Raw genomic sequence first — 17,181 nt, forward strand, 5'->3', positions numbered from 1 at the left:
GCAGAGGGCGTAAGGGCGCGGGCCATTATGGCCACGAACATCGACCAGACCGACGCCTATCGCCAGTCCATGCTCGACAAGGCGGAAACGCTTATCGAAGCGCTGCCCTACCTGCAGCGATACGCCGGGCGCACCTTCGTGGTGAAGTACGGCGGCCACGCGATGGGCGATCCCGAGCTTGCCGAGGACTTCGCGCAGGACATCGTCCTGCTGAAGGCCTGCGGCATCAATCCGGTGGTGGTGCACGGTGGCGGGCCGCAGATCGGCCGGATGCTCAAGGCACTCGGCATCGAATCGCAGTTCGTCAACGGCCTGCGCGTGACCGACAAGCAGACCGCCGAAGTGGCCGAGATGGTCCTGGCCGGCGCGATCAACAAGGAACTGGTCAGCTGGATCAGCCGGGCCGGCGGCAAGGCGATCGGCATTTCGGGCAAGGACGGCGGCATGGTGCTGGCGCGCAAGGTCCAGTCCAAAGCGCCCAAGGCGATTGAAGAAGAAGGCGAACCGCTCGTCGTCGACTTGGGCTTCGTGGGCGAACCGGACCGGATCGACACCACGGTGATCGACACCGTGTGCGCTGCGGGCATGATCCCGGTGATCGCGCCGATCGGCGTTGGCCCGGATGGCGAAACCTACAACATCAACGCCGACACGATGGCCGGCGCGATTGCCGCCGCGCTGGGGGCATCGCGGCTGTTTCTGCTGACCGACGTTCCCGGCGTGCTCGACAAGGACAAGAACCTGCTCACCGACCTCAGCCCGGCCGACATTGCCACGCTGGCCGAAGACGGCACGATCCAGGGCGGCATGATCCCCAAGCTTGAAACCTGCGTCCACGCGGTGGAAGCCGGCTGCGAAGCCGCCGTGGTGCTCGATGGCCGGGTGCCGCACGCGATGCTGCTCGAAATCTTCACCTCGCGCGGCGCGGGCACGCTGATCCGCGCGTGATCGCGGCGCGGCGGCAGGCGGGAACCAATCCCCGCGCTGCTCGTCGCTGGCGCATGATCCGCGCAACCCTAGCCGCCGTCCTCGCGTCCGCGCTCGCCATCAACCTGTCGGGCTGCGATCGCCCGGTGCACGAACCGTCACCGACCGATGCGCCTGACATCGCGGCGAGCATGGCGGCCCCGCCGACAATGCCGGCAAGCGCCGCCGACGCGGCCGCGCCCGTCCCTTCGGCCACGCCCACCGCCGAGATCGCCGCCCCGGGGCAGCCTTCGGCCTCGCGCGATCCGGCCGAAGTGCTTTCGGCCTGGGCCAAGGCCGTCGAGACGCGCGACTGGGCGACGGCGCGCGCCTACTGGGGCGATCACGGCAAGGGCAGCGGCCTTTCCGACAAGGCCTTCGCGGCCAAGTGGGCCAGCCTGCTCGATCCGCGCGTGACGATCGGCAAGGGCGAGCAGGAAGGCGCTGCCGGATCGCTCTACTACACCGCGCCCGTGCGGATCATCGACGGACCCCGCACCGTGCGCGGCAATGTCGTGCTGCGCCGGGTCAACGATGTCGACGGGGCGAGCGAGGAACAGCTGCGCTGGCACATCGAAAGCACCACGCTGGCGCCCTGAGCGCTTCCGGATTTCAACTCATCCGTATTTTCCCAAAGGGCGGGTGTTTCCACGACGTGCGAAAATGCTCTAAGGGGCGCGGCATTCGCCCTGCGTGAAAGGACGCCTTGCGCATGCTGCTCTACACTCTCGTCCAGATGATCGATTATCTGGTCAACATCGTCAGCATGGTGGTGATCGTGCAGTTCGTGCTCGGCCTGCTGATCGCCTTCAACGTCGTCAACATGCAGAACAACGCGGTTGCGGCGATCTGGAAGGCGCTCAACGCTATTCTCGAACCGCTGCTCGCCCCCATCCGCCGCATGATGCCCGATACCGGGCAGATCGACTTCTCGCCGATGGTGCTGATCGTCCTGCTGAACCTGCTGTCGATCCTGCTCCGTGGCATCGCCGCGTCGGGCTACTGATACAGGAACGAAATCCATGACCGCTGCCGTCATCGACGGAAAGGCTTTTGCGGCCACCCTGCGCGCCCGCGTCGGCGAGCTTGCCCGTGCGTTCGAGCAGAAGGCCGGCCGCAAGGCAGGCCTCGCCGTGGTGCTGGTGGGTGAGGATCCCGCAAGCCAGGTCTATGTCCGTTCCAAGGGCAAGAGCACGCTCGAGGCCGGCATGGCGAGCTTCGAGCACAAGCTGCCGGCAGACACCGCCGAGGCCGACCTGCTGGCGCTCGTCGAACAGCTCAATGCCGATGCCGCGGTCGATGGCATTCTCGTGCAGCTGCCGCTGCCGCCGCACATCGACGAGCAGAAGGTGATCGCGGCGATCGCGCCGGACAAGGATGTCGATGGCTTCCACGTGATCAACGCCGGACGCCTTGCGGTGGGCCAGCCCGGCTACGTGCCGTGCACGCCGCTCGGCTGCCTGATGCTGCTCAAGGACAAGCTGGGCGATCTCTCCGGGCTCGATGCCGTGGTCATCGGCCGTTCGAACATCGTCGGCAAGCCGATGGCGCAGCTGCTGCTCGCCGAAAGCTGCACGGTGACGATCGCGCACAGCCGGACCAAGGACCTGTCCAGCGTCGTGCGCCGCGCCGATATTGTCGTGGCGGCGGTGGGCCGGCCCGAGATGGTGAAGGCTGACTGGATCAAGCCCGGCGCCACCGTAATCGACGTAGGCATCAACCGCGTTCCGGCGGCCGAGGAAGGCAAGACCCGCCTGGTCGGCGATGTCGATTATCACGGCGTTGCCGAAGTCGCCGGCGCGATCACGCCGGTGCCGGGCGGCGTGGGGCCGATGACCATCGCCGTCCTGCTGCGCAACGCGCTCGTCGCGGCCTATCGCCACGAAGGCATCGAACTCGCCGCCGACGCGATCTGAGCCGCAGAAGGGCGCTGGCGCCGGCGAAGCAGGGGTGGGCAGCGCGGTTCCTTTCGGTTAGGTTCCAGGCCATGAAGCGCCTGATCCCGCTCGCCATTCCGGCCCTCCTGCTCGTCCTTGCCGTTGCCGGTCCCGCCGATGCGCAGCGCCCTCCGCGCGGGATGATGCGGCCGCTTGCCAATCCGAGCGCGCTGATCGCGGCGGACATCGCCTTTTCGCGCCTTGCGCAGGACAAGGGCAAGGCGAAGGCCTTCGCAGAAACTGCGACCAAGGAGGCCGAGATGTTCGGGCCGCAGCGCGTTCCTGTCGCCGAATGGCTCAAGCGCAACGACGATGGCGCCGCGCTCAAGTGGCAGCCGCACGGCGCCTGGATCAGCTGCGACGGCAGCGCGGGGGTGACGCGCGGCGCGTGGCAGTCGAACACCGCCAGTGGCTGGTACACCACCATCTGGCAGCAGCAGAAGAAGGGCGACTACAAGTGGTCGCTCGACCAGGGCAGCGCCACTGCGAAGCCGGTGGAGGCGCCCGATTTCCTTGAAGGCCGCATTGCCGACTGCCCCGCGCGGTCTGCTCCGCCGGGCGCTGGCGCCATGCCCGGTGGCGAGGGTCCGCCGCGCGGCAAGCGTCCGCCGCCGGGCGATGGCAAGGATGTGCCCCTGCCGCCGCTGGCCGGCCCGATCCCCGCGCTGTCGGCGCCTGCTGGCGCGGATGCCAAGGACGGCCGGTCGCGCGATGGTACGCTCGCCTGGCGGTCCGTCGTGCTGCCGGACGGCGCGTGCGACTTCACCGTGTGGTTGTGGAAGGATGGGGCGATGACGCCGGTCATCCAGACCCATGCCGATGCGGCCAAGGCGGCGGGCTGACGCGATGCTCCAGCTGTTCGTCTCGGCCTTCGTCACGTTGTTCGTGGTGATCGATCCACCCGGCTGCGCCCCGATCTATGCCGGGCTCACCGCCAATGCGAGCGCGCGCCAGGCGTTCTCGATGGCCCTGCGCGCCTGCCTGATCGCCACGGGCATCCTGCTCGTGTTCGCGCTGTTTGGAGAGGATCTGCTCGGCGCGCTGCATATCGAGCTCGACAGCTTCCGCATCGCGGGCGGCATCATGCTGTTCCTGATCGCGCTCGACATGGTGTTCGAAAAGCGCACCGAACGCCGTGAGGAGCGGGCCGAGAAGGTGCGCACCGCCCAGCCCCATGTCGAGGACGTGTCGGTGTTTCCGATGGCCATGCCGATGCTGGCCGGGCCCGGCTCCATCGCCTCGGTCATGCTGCTGACCGCGCGCGCCAAGGGCATCGAGGAAACCGGCGTGATCCTCGCCGCGCTGGCGCTGGTCATGGTGCTGAGCTTCCTGGCGCTGGTGGCCGCGCGCCCGATCATCCGCGTGCTCGGCGCGCAGGTGGAGGCGGTGGTGACGCGCCTGCTGGGCGTTCTGCTGGCAGCGCTTGCGGCGCAGTTCGTGATCGACGGTATCCAGGCCCAGTTCTGAGCCACGCCAGCAGGTTGTCCCGTAACGGTGCAGCGCGCGGTCGGGCGCGGGAACCGGGATGACGGTTCGACCATTTGGCGATACCCCGGGGCAATGCACCGGATACTTGCCATGCTGAGCCAGATCGAATCCCGGATGAGCCGCCACCGCGCCGCGCGCGTGCAGCTGATGCTCCTTGGTGTCGCCATGCTTCTGGCGATCCCGGCGGGCGCGGTCTTCGCGCAGGCCGGGATGACGCCCTACACCCTCGTCGAAAGCGGCCAGCGCTTTGGAACGCTGCAGCAGGCGGTCAATGCCGTCGGCGAAGGGTCGGGCACCATCTCGATCGCGCCGGGCGCCTGGCGGGATTGCGCGGTGCAGACCACCGGCGACGTTGCGTACATCGCCGAAGTCCCGGGCAAGGTCGCCTTCGACGGGCAGACCTGCGAAGGCAAGGCGGCGCTGGTCATGCGCGGGCGTTCGATGCGCGTCGAAGGCGTGACCTTCCAGAACCTGCGCGTGCCCGAAGGCAATGGCGCGGGCATCCGGCTCGAACACGGCAACCTTACCGTGCGGCAGGCGTGGTTCCGCGACAGCGAGGAGGGCATTCTCTCTGCCGAGGACCCCACGGGCACCGTGCTGATCGAAAAGTCCACGTTTTCGCGCCTTGGCCGCTGCGACCGGGGCCTGTCGTGCGCGCACTCGGTCTATTTCGCCAATTACGGCAATGTCGTGATCCGCCGCAGCCGCTTCGAGGAAGGCCGCGGGGGCCACTACGTCAAGAGCCATGCGGCGCGGATCGAGGTGGTCGATTCGAGCTTCGACGACAGCCGGGGCAAGACGACCAACTACATGATCGACCTGTCGGTCGGCGCGACCGGCCTCATTACCGGCAACTGGTTCGTGCAGGGCAAGGACAAGGAAAACTACAGCGCCTTCATCGCCAACGGCGCCGAAGGGCATAACCATTCCGCCGCCGGGCTGACGATCAAGGACAACGTCGCGCGCCTCGCCCCCGGTGTGGATCGCAACACCGTGTTTTTCGCAGACTGGACCGGTGATGCGACCAAGCTTGGCGCCAATACCCTGGGGCCGGGGCTCAAGGCGTTTGAAAAGCGCTGATTGGCTTGGCCTTTGGTGGCTTCGTGCCTAGATTGACCGTGTGACCCGTCATCGTCCCTTCCGCCTGTGGGCCATCCTGCTGGTCCTCGTCGTTGCGCTGCAGGCGCTGGCGCCGATGGGCGGTGGATTGTCGCTTCGGTCAGGCTCTGCTTTCAGTGCCGACACGGTCGAGGTTGCGGTAGCGCCTGCGCGGCGGGTGGCAGAGGCTGCCGTAGCCCCGTTGCCGGCGCCCCCGCCGCCTGTCGCGGCACCGGTTGTTCCGCTTTCTCTCCTGCTCGTCGCGACCTGGCGTCCCAAGCCCCGGCAGACCGCCCCCCCGCGTCTTGATCCAGCCTTTCCGCAAAGGCTCGAACCCCGCGCACCGCCTCGCCCCTGAACGACCCTGACTGCCCCCTTCGCGGGGTGCCCCATGGACGTCTTTCAGGATACGAGACCGATGAACGAACTGAATTCGAGCGCGATCGCGCTTGCCCGGCGCGCCCATGTCGAGGCGCTGCTGGCCGCTTACCCCGATGTCACCCCCACGGAACACACGCTGCTGGTCAACTGGTTCCGCAAGGAGGCAAGCTCGCTGGACATCGGAATGGTGGCCAGCAACCCGGACATCGCGCGCGGCTATCGCCTGTTCCGCCAGCAGCATGTCGACCGCTTCACGCTGGCTGACCTGGGCAAGGGTCTGGCCTTTGCCAGCGCGATGATCGTGCTGTGCGGACTGATGCTGTTCCGCGCGTTCTGAGCGGGCCTTGGGGAGGGGCGCTTTCCTTGCGCCTTTCCCTCACTTCAGGATGTGGCCGGTCCGGTCGCGCTTGGTCGCGAGATAGCGTGCGTTATGGGGATTGGCGGGCAACTGGTGTGCCACGCGCTCGATCACGTCGACGCCGACGGCCTGCAGGGCTGCCACCTTGGCCGGGTTGTTGGTCATCAGCCGGACGCGCTCGACGCCTAGTAGTTCCAGCATGCGCGCCGCGACCGGGAAGTCGCGCGCTTCGCTCGGCAGGCCCAGCCGCTCGTTGGCGTCGACCGTGTCGAAGCCCTGGTCCTGCAGCTCATAGGCGCGCAGCTTGTTGATCAGACCGATCCCGCGCCCTTCCTGCCGCAGGTAGAGCAGCACGCCCCAGCCTTCGTTGTCGCGCGCTTCGGCGGCCATCGCGCGCAGCGCTGCATCGAGCTGCGGGCCGCAGTCGCACTTCAGGCTGCCAAGGATGTCTCCGGTCAGGCATTCGCTGTGCAGTCGCACGAGCGGCGCGCGGTCGCCGCGCTGTTCGCCGATCACCAGCGCCACGTGTTCGCGCAAGTCGTCGCGCGCGCGGAAGGCGACGATCTGGGCTTCCTCGCAGGCATCGACCGGAAGCCGTGCCCGAGCCTGGATGGTAAGGTTGAGCGGATCCTTGAACCCGGCAAGATCGGACGCGGAGACTTCCGCCGCGATTTCCGCGCCGCTGGCAATAAGGAATGCGGGCAGGATGCCCGCAAGCCGCGCCATTTCCATCGCGGCGACGGCGGCCTCGCGGGCCTCCATGGCCTCGGCACGGAAGGGGCCGCGCAAGGGGTTGGCCAGATCGCGCGCCGGATCGGCAAGCGCCCGCGCGGTGTTGAGGCTGAAGGGTTCCGCGCCGTGGATGATCACCGGTGCTTCGGGCACGGCCGCGTCACGCTGGTTGGCGAGCTTGAGCGTCGCCGCGCGCGCGGCGGAGATCAGCAGCCGTGCCGCGTAAAGCCCGGGTTGCGCAAATCCCGTCTCGGCCGGCAGCAGATCGAGCGCTCCGCCATCGCCGTGGACACGGATGGCCCAGCCGTGGCGCAGCGCATCCAGCGCGCGGGCAACGGCGCGCGCATCGTTCAAAGCGACAGCTCCGTCACCAGCGGCACGTGATCCGAAGGCTGGTCCCAGCGGCGCGTCTCCTCGACGAAGCGATGCGAAAGCGACTGTGCCGCCACGTCCGGCGAGGCCCACATGTGGTCCAGCCGCCGGCCCTGGTCCTTCTGCCGCCAGTACGAACGGTACGACCACCACGAATAGTTTCGCTCCGGCGCCGGGATATGCTTGCGGCCGAGATCGACCCAGCCGTGCGCATCGGCGAAGCGCTGCAGCGTCTCGACTTCCAGCGGAGTGTGGCTGACGACCTTGAGCAGCGCCTTGTGGTCGTAGACGTCGCTTTCCAGCGGCGCGATGTTGAAATCGCCGACGATCAGCGTCGGCTTGTCGAGCTTGTCGGCCCAGCGGGTCATGCGTTCGAGGAAATCGAGCTTCTGCCCGAACTTGGCATTCACCGTGCGGTCCGGGATGTCGCCGCCCGCCGGGATGTAGACATTCTCGAGGATCAGGCCCTGGCCCGGCCCGGTCAGCTCTACGCCGACGTGCCGCGCCTCGCCATTGTCCTGCCAGTCGTGCCGGCCGATCTCGCGAAAGGGGATGCGGCTGACCGTGGCGACGCCGTGGTAGCCCTTCTGCCCGTGCACCGCGCGATGCGTGTAGCCGAGCCTTTCGAACACATCGTGCGGAAAGAGCGATTCGGCGGTCTTGATTTCCTGCAGGCAGAGGACGTCGGGCGCTTCCTGAGTCAGGAAGCGTTCGACCTGATCGGCGCGCAGGCGGACCGAATTGATGTTCCAGGTGGCGATGGAGATCATGCGCGCGGCTTTAGGGGGGATGCTCGGCGCGCGTCAAATCGGAACGGTATCGCGCCCCAAAAGGAAAACCCTCGTCCCGGGGGCATTGGGACGAGGGTTCCATGTGCGTTCGTCACGCGGTGACAAGCGGCTGGATGGAGGCCAGGCAACAGGGGGGAAACCCGCCTCGACCGTCTTGTCGAGGACCTTTCTAGGCGGGCCCCGCTTGCTGGGGGATGAACGCAAACGTCAGGAAATTCGCAAGTTGTCGCAGATCAGCGGCAACCCACCCCGCGATCGCGACGAATCGCCGGAATCAGTGGCGAACTTGCGGGCGGGGATCGTTCCAGCGGAAGGTGCTGTCCGGCACGGCGATGCCGTACTGCTGGTTCGAAAGGCGCACGGTGGTCCGCTTGGCCTGTGAATCGAGCGCGATCCACGAATCAAGCTGCCATCCGCCCGGCGCGCCCGCATTGCGGGTCATCACCAGCGTAATCGTGCCGTATTCGGGATGCTTGGGATCCTTCACCGTCACGCTCAGCACATCGGGATGCGACGTGGGGTTAAGCGTGGCGAACCGGGCCACGTCCTTGTTCGGATCGAGCAGGGCGCCCAGCGGGCTGTTGCGGATCGGCCAGCGCTGGACCTGACGGACCTCGTAGTCGATCATGGTCAGCGCGCTGCCGTCCGACACGATCAGGAACGGCACGCCCTTCTGGTACTGGAAGCGGATGCGGCCGGGACGCTTGAGCGTCATCGTGCCCGAAATGCTCTGGCCGCCGCGGTCGGTCTGGACGAAGTCGGCACGCATCGTGCCGATCGCGCGCAGGGCGCCGACCGCCTGGTCGATCTGCGGGCTACGCGCGGCTTGCGCCAGCGCAGGGGTGGACAACGCAGAAAGGCCCGTGGCCGAAAGGGCCAGGGCCGTGCCGGCGAACGCCAGCGTGCGAAGGGATTTCAGGATCGTGTTCATCGCCGCTCCTTGCAGTGCCGGCGTTGAACTCCCCCTTAACCCCAAGGTTCCTGAACAGTGGACCCCGGGGCGTGCGGGAAAGGTGCGGGGCGCGCGCGCAGTGAATGCGCAGTCGGCTGTCCCCCGGCGCGCCTTACTTGATCTTGGCTTCCTTGAACTCGACGTGCTTGCGCACGACCGGGTCGTACTTGCGGAAGGTCATCTTCTCGGTCGTGTTGCGCGGGTTCTTCTTGGTCACGTAGAAGAAGCCGGTGTCGGCGGTCGAGACCAGACGGATCTTGACGGTGGTGGGCTTTGCCATTGCTCGAAATCCTGAAACGAAAGCGGCGGCGCGTCGCCACGCCGCCTTCACAGGGCGCGGGCGTTGGGGGAGAATCGGGGGAAAGTCAAGGGGCGGGATAGGGGCGAAGCGGCTCGATCAGGCCGAACCGTTCCTTGCTCGGCGCCTTCTCCAGCGGCGCAAGCTCTAGCGGCTGTATTGGTAGCTGCGTGTCGGGCAGACGATCCAGCAGGTCGCGGATCAACGTCAGGCGGCCGCGCCGCTGGTCGTTGAAGTCCACCAGCGTCCACGGCGCATGGGGCGTGTGCGTCGCCGCCAGCATCGCTTCGCGCGCCTTGGTATAGTCGTCGTAGTGCTTGCGCGCTTCCAGGTCGACCGGGGAGAGCTTCCAGCGCTTCATCGGATCGTCGCGCCGCTCGGCAAAGCGCTCCTCCTGCTCTTCCTGGTCGCAGCAGAGCCAGTATTTGAACAGCAGCAGGCCGTCCTCGGTCAGCAGCTTCTCGAAAACTGGTGCCTGCGACAGGAATGCGCGCACCTGCTCCTCGCTTGCGTACCCCATCACGCGCTCGACCCCGGCGCGGTTGTACCAGGAACGGTCGAACAGCACGATCTCGCCCGCGGCGGGCAGGTGGGGCACGTAGCGCTGGAAATACCATTGCCCCTGTTCGCGCTCCGTCGGCTTGGCGAGCGCGACGGTGCGCACCTGCCGTGGATTGAGCTTGGCCGACAGCGCGTTGATCACGCCGGTCTTGCCCGCGGTATCGCGCCCTTCCAGCAGGATCGCGATCCGCGCGCCCGTCCCTTGCGCCCAGCGCGCCATGGCGGACAGTTCCTCCTGAAGGTTTTCGAGAACGTCCTCATAGTCCTTGCGCTTCAGTTCGGTCATGACAGCCCTTCGCGATACGGGAAGCCCTGTTTGCACCAATCGCGTTCCGGTGTAAAAAGTTGCGATGGAAACCGGTTTGGATGCCATCGACTCCGCCCGCAATGCTGGCCCTGAAGCTGGCATCGACGTTAGCCTCGACGCGGGCTTCACGCAGTTGCCCGATCCTTCGCCCGATGTGTTCACCGCGCCGCTCAAGCGGCCCGCCCATGTCGCCGCGGACTGGATCGAGCCTGCGCAGCATGCCTATGGCGCAGACGAGAACGCGGTGTGGGACGATCTGTTTGCGCGGCAGATGAAGGTCCTGCCCGGACGCGCGGCGAGCGCGTTCATGGCCGGCTTGGACAAGCTCGACCTCGGTCGCGGCGGCGTGCCCGATTTCGGCCGCCTGTCCGCGGAACTGGGCGCGCTCACCGGATGGAGCGTGGTGCCGGTGCCGATGCTGATTCCCGACCACGTGTTCTTCTGGCACCTTGCCAACCGACGCTTTCCGGCCGGCAACTTCATCCGCAGCCGCGCAAATTTCGACTACATCGAAGAGCCGGACGTGTTCCACGACGTGTTCGGCCACGTGCCCATGCTGACCGATCCGACTTTTGCCGACTACATGCAGGCCTATGGTCGCGCCGGGTGGAAGGCGATGCGCCATAACCGGCTGAAGGCGCTCGGCGCGCTATACTGGTACACGGTCGAATTCGGCCTGGTGGAAGAAGCGGGCGGGCTTCGCGCCTATGGCGCGGGCATTCTTTCGGGCCCCAGCGAGGTGGTCTTCGCGCTCGAGGCTCAGTCGCCCAACCGCATCTACCTCAACGTCGATCGCGTGATGCGCACCGATTACGTGATCGACGATCTGCAGCCGACCTATTTCGTGATCGAAAGCCTTGCCGATCTGTATCACCAGACCGTCGAGCGCGACTTCGACCGGCTGTATCGCGGACTGGGCCCGGGCTTTACCTATGCCAATACGGCGGTGATCGATATCGACAACGTCCACACGCGCGGCACGCTCGAATATCACCTGCGCGGCGGGAGAGCGTCGGGCGCGCGTCCGGTCTGAACGCGAAAACGGCGCCCGGTTGCCCGGACGCCGCCTGCTTGCCGAAAGACAGTTGTCCCGGGATCAGCCCGGGGTCTTGTCCATCTTGTCGGCCTGGTCTTCCATCTTGTCGGCCTTCTTTTCGCCCGCGTTGCGGACGGCGTCGGCCTTGTTCTCGAGCGCGTCCTCGGCAGCGCCGGTGGTCGCATCAGCCTGCGCGTCGATCGCATCGGCAGTGGCGTCAGCCGATTCGCGCACGGCGTCGGCCTTGTCCTCTGCGGCGTTTTCCTGCTTGGAATCGCAGGCGGCGAGGCTGAGGCCCATCGCGGCAACCGACGCGATCATCGCGCCCTTGATGAAGCTCTTCATGGCATTGTCCCCTTCTTGAAGAAGGGCGGCCACTTCAGGGCCGCCCTTTTGTGGTTGATCAGGAGTGGTGGCTCAGCGAACCGCGCCGCGACGGACCAGGTTCACGATCGCGAGCAGGATCACGGCGCCGAGGAACGAAACGATCAGGCTACCGGCCGAGATGCCGTCGGTGATCGAACCGCCACCGATCAGCGGCGCAAGCAGGAAGCCGCCGAGCAGCGCGCCCACAATGCCGACGACGATGTTCAGGAAGATGCCCTGCTGCGCATCAGTGCGCATGACGATGCTGGCCAGCCAGCCGAGGATGCCGCCGACGACGAGAAGAATGATAAGGCCCATGGTGATAATCCCTTCGAAATGCTGTCTTTCCCGCAAAACCGGGATGACGGCCTTTGGTTCCGAAGGTGCGACGAACCGTTGTGATTGATGCTTGTCGCTACTTGAAGTCTACTTGGGCGGGACTCAGGCGTTGAGCAGCCAGGCACCTGCGGCGAGACCCACCAAGATGCGGTACCAGGCAAATGGCGTGAACCCCTTGCGGCTGACATAGGCGACGAACAGCTTGATCACGCCCAGTGCGACGACGAACGACACGAAGGCGCCGATCGCGATCTCGTTCCAGCCAACACCGGTGGTGCCGGCGGCAAGCGCGTGACGCTGGCCCAGCAACTCGATCGTGCTCGCGCCCAGCATCGTCGGGATGGCAAGGAAGAACGAGAATTCGGCGGCCGTGCGGCGCTCGATGCCCATCGCGAGCGCGCCCATGATCGTCGCGCCCGAACGGCTCATGCCCGGGATCATGGCAAGGCACTGAACGAAACCGACGCCGATCGCCTGGCGCAAGGGCAGCTGGCCGATACCCGAAGGCTCGCCGCCCTTGGCAAAGCGCTCGACGATCAGGATGCCGATGCCGCCGACGATCAGCGCGCCGCAGACCACAAGCGGGCTGCCGAGCAGGCCCTCGATCTGGTGCTTGAAGATCAGGCCGATCACCGCTGCCGGCATGAACGCCGCAAGCAGGTTGCGCACGAAGCGCAGGGACAGGGGCTCCAGCCGGACAAGGCCCATGCCCACGGCCCAGAACGTGCGCCAGTACTGCACTACCACGGCCAGGATCGCGCCCAGCTGGATTACCACGTTGAACAGCGCCCATTGCGCCGCGTCATATCCGAACAGCTCGGTCGCGAGGATCAGGTGGCCGGTCGACGAGACGGGCAGGAACTCGGTGAGGCCCTCGACGATGCCGAGAAGAACCGCGGTGATGGTGGTGCTGTCCATGGCGGCATGGAGTTGCCGCAGTGCAGCAAGGTGTCAAGGGCGGCAGCGCAGGCCGCCGCCCTTAAATTTCTTTCACCTTACCAGATGCGCACGCGCTCGGCGGGCGGCAGGTACAGCTTGTCGCCCGGCTTGACGCCAAAGGCCTTGTACCATTCGTCGAAGTTCCGGACGATGCCGTTGATCCGGTACTGCGCCGGCGAGTGCGGATCGACCACCAGGTACTGGCGCGCGGTTTCGTCGCGGATCGCCTGACGCCACACCTGCGCGAAGGCCATGAAGAAGCGCTGGTCGCCGGTCAGCCCGTCGATCACCGGGGCGGGCTTGCCTCCAAGCGAGAGCTTGTAGGCGCGATAGGCGACCGACAGGCCGCCAAGGTCGCCGATGTTCTCGCCCATGGTCAGCTGACCATTGACGCAGGCCTTGCCGCCGGGGCTCTTCTCATCGAACGGGCAATAGGCATCGTACTGCTTGCCAAGGCGCGCGGTCAGCGCCTCGAACGCGGCGCGGTCCTTGTCGGTCCACCAGTCGCGCATGTTGCCCTTGCCATCATAGGCCGCGCCTTGGTCGTCGAAACCGTGGCCCATTTCGTGCCCGATCACCGCCCCGATCGCGCCGTAGTTGACCGCGGGATCGGCGTGGAGGTTGAAGAACGGCGGCTGCAGGATCGCGGCCGGGAACACGATCTCGTTGTAGGTGGGGTTGTAATAGGCGTTGATCGTTTCGGGCAGCATGCCCCACTCGCTGCGATCGACTTCCTGGCCCAGGCGCGCCGCCTCGAAACGGCTTTCCCAGTCCTGCGCGGCGATCACGTTGGCGAGCGGCGTCGCGCCCGACAGCGTCAGCCCGGCATAGTCCTTGTACTTGGCCGGCATGCCGATCTTGGGGGTAAAGGCATCGAGCTTGGCTTGGGCTTCCTTGCGCGTGTCGGGGCCCATCCACTTGAGATCGACCAGGTTGGCCGCCATCGCCTTGCGCAAGTTGGCAACGAGCTGGTCCATCGCGACCTTGTTCTCGGGCGGGAAGTAGCGTTCGGCGTAGAGCTTGCCGAGCTGTTCGCCGACCTGACCCTCGACCGCGCGGATGGCACGCTTCCAGCGCGGCAGCTGTACCTTCTGCCCGGCCAGCACCGTGCCGTAGAAGGCGAAGCGGGCATCGTCGATCGGCTTGGGCAGCACCCCGGCGTACGAGGAGAAGAACTGGGTATCGAGCCAGGCCTTCCACACGTCGACCGGCTCGCTGCGGACCAGTTCCGCTAGCGCCGGAACGCCGCCGCCCAGCTTGGCAGCCATTTCGGGCGTGTACTTGGCGGCGGCGAGCTTTTCAGCCGAAGGCGGCATCTGGGCGACGACCGCGGCCTGCGCCTTGTCGAGTCCCATCTCGGTGAGCATGGTGTCAACCGGCAGGCCGGGCAGCGCCTTGGCGAAGTCGGCGCGAGACAGCTTGGTGTAGGTCAGCGAAGGATTGCGCGAAAGCGCGCGATCCCAGTGGGCGAGCGCCATCTTCTTTTCGAGCGCATAGACCGCGTCGGCCGTCTTAGCCGGATCGGCATAGCCCGCCTGGCCCAGCGCGAAGCGGAGCCATTCCATGTACTTCTGCCGGACGACCAGGTTGCGCGGATTGTCGACAAGGTAGAAGTCGCGGTCGGGCAGGCCCAGGCTGCCGGTGCCGAGGTAGAGGATGTAGTGGTCGCTGTCCTTCTCGTCCGCCGTCACGCTGAAGCTGATCGGCGAGGCAAGGCCGGGCTGCGCGAACAGTTTGGCAAGATCGTCGGGCGTCTTCGCGGCAGCGATCTTGTCCAGCCAGGGCTTGGCCGGCGCGAGGCCGGCGGCATCGATCGCGGCAGTGTCGAGATAGGCCGAATAGGCCGCAGCGATCTTGCCTTCGGGCGTCGCCGGGTCTGGCTTCTTCGCGACCAACTCGTCAAGAATGCCCTTGAGCCGTTCCTGCGAAAGATCGTCGAGCACGTTGAACGAGCCGTAACGCGTCTTGTCCGCCGGCATCACGAAGGCGTTCTGCCACTTGCCGTTCACATAGGCGTTGAAGTCGTCGCCCGGCTTCACGCTCTTGTCGACGTATTGCAGCTGGATACCAGCCCCTGGAAAATCCCGGCTCATCAGCGGCGCCGTCATCGGCGCGGGCGGAGTAGCCGTCGCACTGGCAGCCGGGGCGGCCGTGGGTTGGGCATGGAGGGCGGGGGCGAAAAGCGAAAGCGCCGACGCGGCGACGAGAAATGCGGTTTGCCTTGGCATCTGAATGCGTTCCATCCGGTTACATCTGCGACCGGATCGTCCTTAACGCCTTGCTAGGCAGTGAACAGCCCCTCCTTGAAAGGCAAGGCCGCCGCGCCTTGTCGTTGATCGACCAGGGTATGCCGTTGGTCGATCAGGCGTCCGCGCCTTCGAACTGCAGCCGCGCCAGCCGCGCATAGAGCCCGTCGAGTGCGGACAGGCTGGCGTGCGTGCCCTGTTCGGCGATCCGGCCCTGGTCCATCACGATGATCCGATCGGCCTGGCGCACCGTGGCGAAGCGGTGGGCGATGACCAGCGTCGTGCGTTCGCGCATCAGGCGTTCGAGCGCCTGCTGGACCAAACGCTCGCTTTCGGCATCCAGCGCGCTGGTGGCCTCGTCGAGCAGCAGGATCGGCGCGTCGCGCAAAAGCGCGCGGGCGATGGCGATGCGCTGGCGCTGGCCGCCGGACAGGCGCGCGCCGTCTTCACCAAGGAACGTGTCGAGCCCCTCGGGCAAGGCGCGCAGGAAATCCTCGGCGTTCGCATCGCGCGCCGCGCGCCAGATCTCGTCGTCGCTGGCATTCCAGTTGCCATAGCGCAGGTTGTCGCGCGCCGAGGCGGCAAACAGCACGCCTTCCTGCGGCACCAGCGCGATGCGGGCGCGGATTTCGGCAGGATCGGCCTGCGCCAGCGGCACGCCATCGATGCGCACCGTGCCGCCCTGCGGATCGTAGAACCGCTCGGCGAGCTGAAACAGGGTCGATTTCCCCGCACCGGAGGGGCCCACGATGGCAACAGTCTCGCCCGGTTCGACGGTCAGCGAGAAATCCTCGAGCGCCGAGACCTCGGGTCGGCTGGGATAGCGGAAGCTCACGTTCTGGAACGCGATCTGGCCGCGCGGTGGCTGCGGCAGGGTGATCGGGCGTGCCGGCGGCGCGATGTCGGGCTGCTCGAGCAGCAGTTCGTTGAGACGGCTCGCAGCGCCCGCCCCGCGCACCAGGTCGCCGTAGACTTCGGTGAGTGCGCCGAACGCCCCGGCAACGATCCCGCCGGTCAGCACGAAGGCGGCAATGGTGCCGCCGCTGATCTGACCCGCAGCGACGGCAAGCGCGCCGCGCCACATCAGCGTCGTCAGCGCGCCGAAGATCATGAAGATCACGATGGCGGTCATCACCGCGCGGATGCGGATCCGCCGCTGCGCCGCGGCGAAGGTGCGCTCGACCGCGCCGCTGAAGCGCTGCGCCTCACGCGCTTCCTGGCCAAAGGCCTGGACCACGCGCATGGCACCCAGCACTTCGGAAATCATCACGCCGATGTCCGCCACGCGGTCCTGGCTCGATCGCGAGGCCTTGCGCAGGCGCGCGCCGAAGAACACGATCGGCCCGATCACAACCGGAATGCCCACCAAAAGGCCGGCGGTCAGGCCCGGTGCAAGTGCGAAGAGGTAGATCACCCCGCCGATCGCGGTCAGGATATTGCGCAGCGCGACCGACACGCTGGTGCCCACGATCTGTTCGATGATCGCGGTGTCCGATGTCATCCGCGACGAGATTTCCTTGGGGCTGTTCGTTTCGAAGAATGACGGCGGCAGGCGCAGCAGGTTCTTCTGGACGTTGAGCCGCAGGTCCGCCACCACCCGCTCGCCGATCCACGATACGAAGTAGAAGCGCACGGCGGTACCGATCCCCAGCATGACCACGATCAGCATCAGCAGCCGGAACGAACTGTTGATCGTCGCCGCATTGGCACCGGGGCCGAAGGCCCTGTCGATGATCGCCTTGAAGCTTGCCGGGATGGCGATAGTCGATCCCGAGGTGACCAGCAGCGCGGCCAGCGCGAGCAGGACCTGCGTCGGGTAGTTGAGCGCCTGGCGCCACACCATGCGCAACGGAGTCAGGCTGCGCCGCGCGGGCGCCTGCGGTTCGCTAGGGGAAACCTCGTCCATCGCGCTCGACTAGCCGATGCGGTGCGCTGCGGAAAGGGGAACCGAGAGGCAGCCGGCTCCCTCATCTTTCTGCTGCATTGCACAATGCGCGAAAAGGGCGCATTTATG

Annotated in this window: 19 protein-coding genes; 9 read left to right on the forward strand and 10 right to left on the reverse strand. The window is 66.6% G+C overall.

All coding sequences use genetic code 11. The features are described 5' to 3' along the window. Nucleotides 1–27 precede the first annotated feature (27 nt). From argB to AACH40_RS00225, 8 genes are all read left to right on the forward strand, one after another. The gene (argB, locus tag AACH40_RS00190) at nt 28–948 is read left to right on the forward strand and encodes an acetylglutamate kinase (protein WP_338643723.1); all 921 of its coding nucleotides are present in this window, start codon (nt 28–30) and stop codon (nt 946–948) included. A gap of 53 nt (nt 949–1,001) precedes the next feature. After that, nucleotides 1,002–1,565, forward strand: a complete 564-nt coding sequence (locus AACH40_RS00195) for a hypothetical protein (protein ID WP_338643724.1) — start codon at nt 1,002–1,004, stop codon at nt 1,563–1,565. A gap of 113 nt (nt 1,566–1,678) precedes the next feature. Next, nucleotides 1,679–1,972, forward strand: coding sequence for a YggT family protein (locus tag AACH40_RS00200; protein WP_169494547.1), 294 nt, complete (start codon nt 1,679–1,681; stop codon nt 1,970–1,972). Between the two features lie 16 nt (nt 1,973–1,988). Beyond that, nucleotides 1,989–2,882, forward strand: coding sequence for a bifunctional methylenetetrahydrofolate dehydrogenase/methenyltetrahydrofolate cyclohydrolase FolD (gene folD, locus AACH40_RS00205; protein WP_338643725.1), 894 nt, complete (start codon nt 1,989–1,991; stop codon nt 2,880–2,882). A 71-nt stretch (nt 2,883–2,953) separates the two neighbouring features. After that, nucleotides 2,954–3,745 (forward strand): hypothetical protein, encoded by a 792-nt coding sequence (locus AACH40_RS00210; protein ID WP_338643726.1) that lies wholly within the window; start codon nt 2,954–2,956, stop codon nt 3,743–3,745. Nucleotides 3,746–3,749: 4 nt separating this feature from the next. Next, nucleotides 3,750–4,370 carry a MarC family protein gene (locus AACH40_RS00215; RefSeq protein ID WP_169494550.1) on the forward strand — a complete coding sequence of 207 codons (621 nt, stop codon included), beginning with the start codon at nt 3,750–3,752 and terminating at the stop codon, nt 4,368–4,370. Between the two features lie 111 nt (nt 4,371–4,481). Continuing rightward, entirely contained in the window at nt 4,482–5,471 is a 990-nt protein-coding gene (locus AACH40_RS00220; protein WP_338643727.1) for a right-handed parallel beta-helix repeat-containing protein, read from the forward strand. A 436-nt stretch (nt 5,472–5,907) separates the two neighbouring features. Then, on the forward strand, nt 5,908–6,207 hold the full coding sequence (locus AACH40_RS00225) for a hypothetical protein (RefSeq protein ID WP_169494552.1): 300 nt from the start codon (nt 5,908–5,910) through the stop codon (nt 6,205–6,207). 39 nt (nt 6,208–6,246) lie between these two features. Here the strand turns inward: AACH40_RS00225 and ribA are convergent, their stop codons facing one another. The 5 genes from ribA to ppk2 form a co-directional block, all read right to left on the reverse strand. Continuing rightward, nucleotides 6,247–7,314, reverse strand: coding sequence for a GTP cyclohydrolase II (gene ribA, locus AACH40_RS00230; protein WP_338643728.1), 1,068 nt, complete (start codon nt 7,312–7,314; stop codon nt 6,247–6,249). Then, nucleotides 7,311–8,102 (reverse strand): exodeoxyribonuclease III, encoded by a 792-nt coding sequence (locus AACH40_RS00235; RefSeq protein WP_338643730.1) that lies wholly within the window; start codon nt 8,100–8,102, stop codon nt 7,311–7,313. The genes ribA and AACH40_RS00235 overlap by 4 nt, the downstream gene beginning before the upstream one ends. Nucleotides 8,103–8,397: 295 nt before the next feature. Further along, nucleotides 8,398–9,054 carry an outer membrane lipoprotein carrier protein LolA gene (locus AACH40_RS00240; RefSeq protein ID WP_338643731.1) on the reverse strand — a complete coding sequence of 219 codons (657 nt, stop codon included), beginning with the start codon at nt 9,052–9,054 and terminating at the stop codon, nt 8,398–8,400. Nucleotides 9,055–9,187: 133 nt separating this feature from the next. Beyond that, entirely contained in the window at nt 9,188–9,355 is a 168-nt protein-coding gene (gene rpmG / locus AACH40_RS00245; protein WP_011446825.1) for a 50S ribosomal protein L33, read from the reverse strand. A gap of 85 nt (nt 9,356–9,440) precedes the next feature. Then, nucleotides 9,441–10,220: a polyphosphate kinase 2 gene (ppk2, locus tag AACH40_RS00250; RefSeq protein WP_338643733.1), complete on the reverse strand. Its 780-nt coding sequence runs from the start codon at nt 10,218–10,220 to the stop codon at nt 9,441–9,443. 64 nt (nt 10,221–10,284) lie between these two features. Between ppk2 and phhA the strand changes: the two genes are divergently transcribed. Beyond that, complete coding sequence (gene phhA, locus AACH40_RS00255; RefSeq protein ID WP_338643734.1) at nt 10,285–11,274, forward strand: phenylalanine 4-monooxygenase; 990 nt, start codon at nt 10,285–10,287, stop codon at nt 11,272–11,274. 63 nt (nt 11,275–11,337) lie between these two features. On the opposite strand, the gene AACH40_RS00260 is transcribed toward phhA, so the two are convergent. The 5 genes from AACH40_RS00260 to AACH40_RS00280 all read right to left on the reverse strand — a co-directional run bounded on the left by AACH40_RS00260 (nt 11,338) and on the right by AACH40_RS00280 (nt 17,073). After that, a complete protein-coding gene (locus AACH40_RS00260) occupies nt 11,338–11,622 on the reverse strand; it encodes a hypothetical protein (protein ID WP_169494558.1) in 285 nt (94 codons plus the stop codon). 72 nt (nt 11,623–11,694) lie between these two features. Continuing rightward, entirely contained in the window at nt 11,695–11,961 is a 267-nt protein-coding gene (locus AACH40_RS00265; RefSeq protein ID WP_169494559.1) for a GlsB/YeaQ/YmgE family stress response membrane protein, read from the reverse strand. A 123-nt stretch (nt 11,962–12,084) separates the two neighbouring features. Further along, a complete protein-coding gene (locus AACH40_RS00270; protein ID WP_338643735.1) occupies nt 12,085–12,900 on the reverse strand; it encodes an undecaprenyl-diphosphate phosphatase in 816 nt (271 codons plus the stop codon). 77 nt (nt 12,901–12,977) lie between these two features. Continuing rightward, nucleotides 12,978–15,149: a M13 family metallopeptidase gene (locus AACH40_RS00275; RefSeq protein WP_338643736.1), complete on the reverse strand. Its 2,172-nt coding sequence runs from the start codon at nt 15,147–15,149 to the stop codon at nt 12,978–12,980. A 133-nt stretch (nt 15,150–15,282) separates the two neighbouring features. Next, entirely contained in the window at nt 15,283–17,073 is a 1,791-nt protein-coding gene (locus AACH40_RS00280) for an ABC transporter transmembrane domain-containing protein (RefSeq protein WP_338643737.1), read from the reverse strand. Nucleotides 17,074–17,181 lie beyond the last annotated feature (108 nt).

The organism is Novosphingobium olei (assembly GCF_037076535.1).
Taxonomy (GTDB): Bacteria; Pseudomonadota; Alphaproteobacteria; order Sphingomonadales; family Sphingomonadaceae; genus Novosphingobium; species Novosphingobium olei.

What these genes read in the sequence shown, in the direction of transcription:
- argB (WP_338643723.1), top strand. Translation starts at nt 28, where the DNA reads ATGGCCACGAACATCGACCAGACCGACGCCTATCGCCAGTCCATGCTC.
- AACH40_RS00195 (WP_338643724.1), top strand. Translation starts at nt 1,002, where the DNA reads ATGATCCGCGCAACCCTAGCCGCCGTCCTCGCGTCCGCGCTCGCCATC.
- AACH40_RS00200 (WP_169494547.1), top strand. Translation starts at nt 1,679, where the DNA reads ATGCTGCTCTACACTCTCGTCCAGATGATCGATTATCTGGTCAACATC.
- folD (WP_338643725.1), top strand. Translation starts at nt 1,989, where the DNA reads ATGACCGCTGCCGTCATCGACGGAAAGGCTTTTGCGGCCACCCTGCGC.
- AACH40_RS00210 (WP_338643726.1), top strand. Translation starts at nt 2,954, where the DNA reads ATGAAGCGCCTGATCCCGCTCGCCATTCCGGCCCTCCTGCTCGTCCTT.
- AACH40_RS00215 (WP_169494550.1), top strand. Translation starts at nt 3,750, where the DNA reads ATGCTCCAGCTGTTCGTCTCGGCCTTCGTCACGTTGTTCGTGGTGATC.
- AACH40_RS00220 (WP_338643727.1), top strand. Translation starts at nt 4,482, where the DNA reads ATGCTGAGCCAGATCGAATCCCGGATGAGCCGCCACCGCGCCGCGCGC.
- AACH40_RS00225 (WP_169494552.1), top strand. Translation starts at nt 5,908, where the DNA reads ATGAACGAACTGAATTCGAGCGCGATCGCGCTTGCCCGGCGCGCCCAT.
- AACH40_RS00235 (WP_338643730.1), bottom strand. Translation starts at nt 8,102, where the DNA reads ATGATCTCCATCGCCACCTGGAACATCAATTCGGTCCGCCTGCGCGCC.
- AACH40_RS00240 (WP_338643731.1), bottom strand. Translation starts at nt 9,054, where the DNA reads ATGAACACGATCCTGAAATCCCTTCGCACGCTGGCGTTCGCCGGCACG.
- rpmG (WP_011446825.1), bottom strand. Translation starts at nt 9,355, where the DNA reads ATGGCAAAGCCCACCACCGTCAAGATCCGTCTGGTCTCGACCGCCGAC.
- ppk2 (WP_338643733.1), bottom strand. Translation starts at nt 10,220, where the DNA reads ATGACCGAACTGAAGCGCAAGGACTATGAGGACGTTCTCGAAAACCTT.
- phhA (WP_338643734.1), top strand. Translation starts at nt 10,285, where the DNA reads ATGGAAACCGGTTTGGATGCCATCGACTCCGCCCGCAATGCTGGCCCT.
- AACH40_RS00260 (WP_169494558.1), bottom strand. Translation starts at nt 11,622, where the DNA reads ATGAAGAGCTTCATCAAGGGCGCGATGATCGCGTCGGTTGCCGCGATG.
- AACH40_RS00265 (WP_169494559.1), bottom strand. Translation starts at nt 11,961, where the DNA reads ATGGGCCTTATCATTCTTCTCGTCGTCGGCGGCATCCTCGGCTGGCTG.
- AACH40_RS00270 (WP_338643735.1), bottom strand. Translation starts at nt 12,900, where the DNA reads ATGGACAGCACCACCATCACCGCGGTTCTTCTCGGCATCGTCGAGGGC.
- AACH40_RS00275 (WP_338643736.1), bottom strand. Translation starts at nt 15,149, where the DNA reads ATGCCAAGGCAAACCGCATTTCTCGTCGCCGCGTCGGCGCTTTCGCTT.
- AACH40_RS00280 (WP_338643737.1), bottom strand. Translation starts at nt 17,073, where the DNA reads ATGGACGAGGTTTCCCCTAGCGAACCGCAGGCGCCCGCGCGGCGCAGC.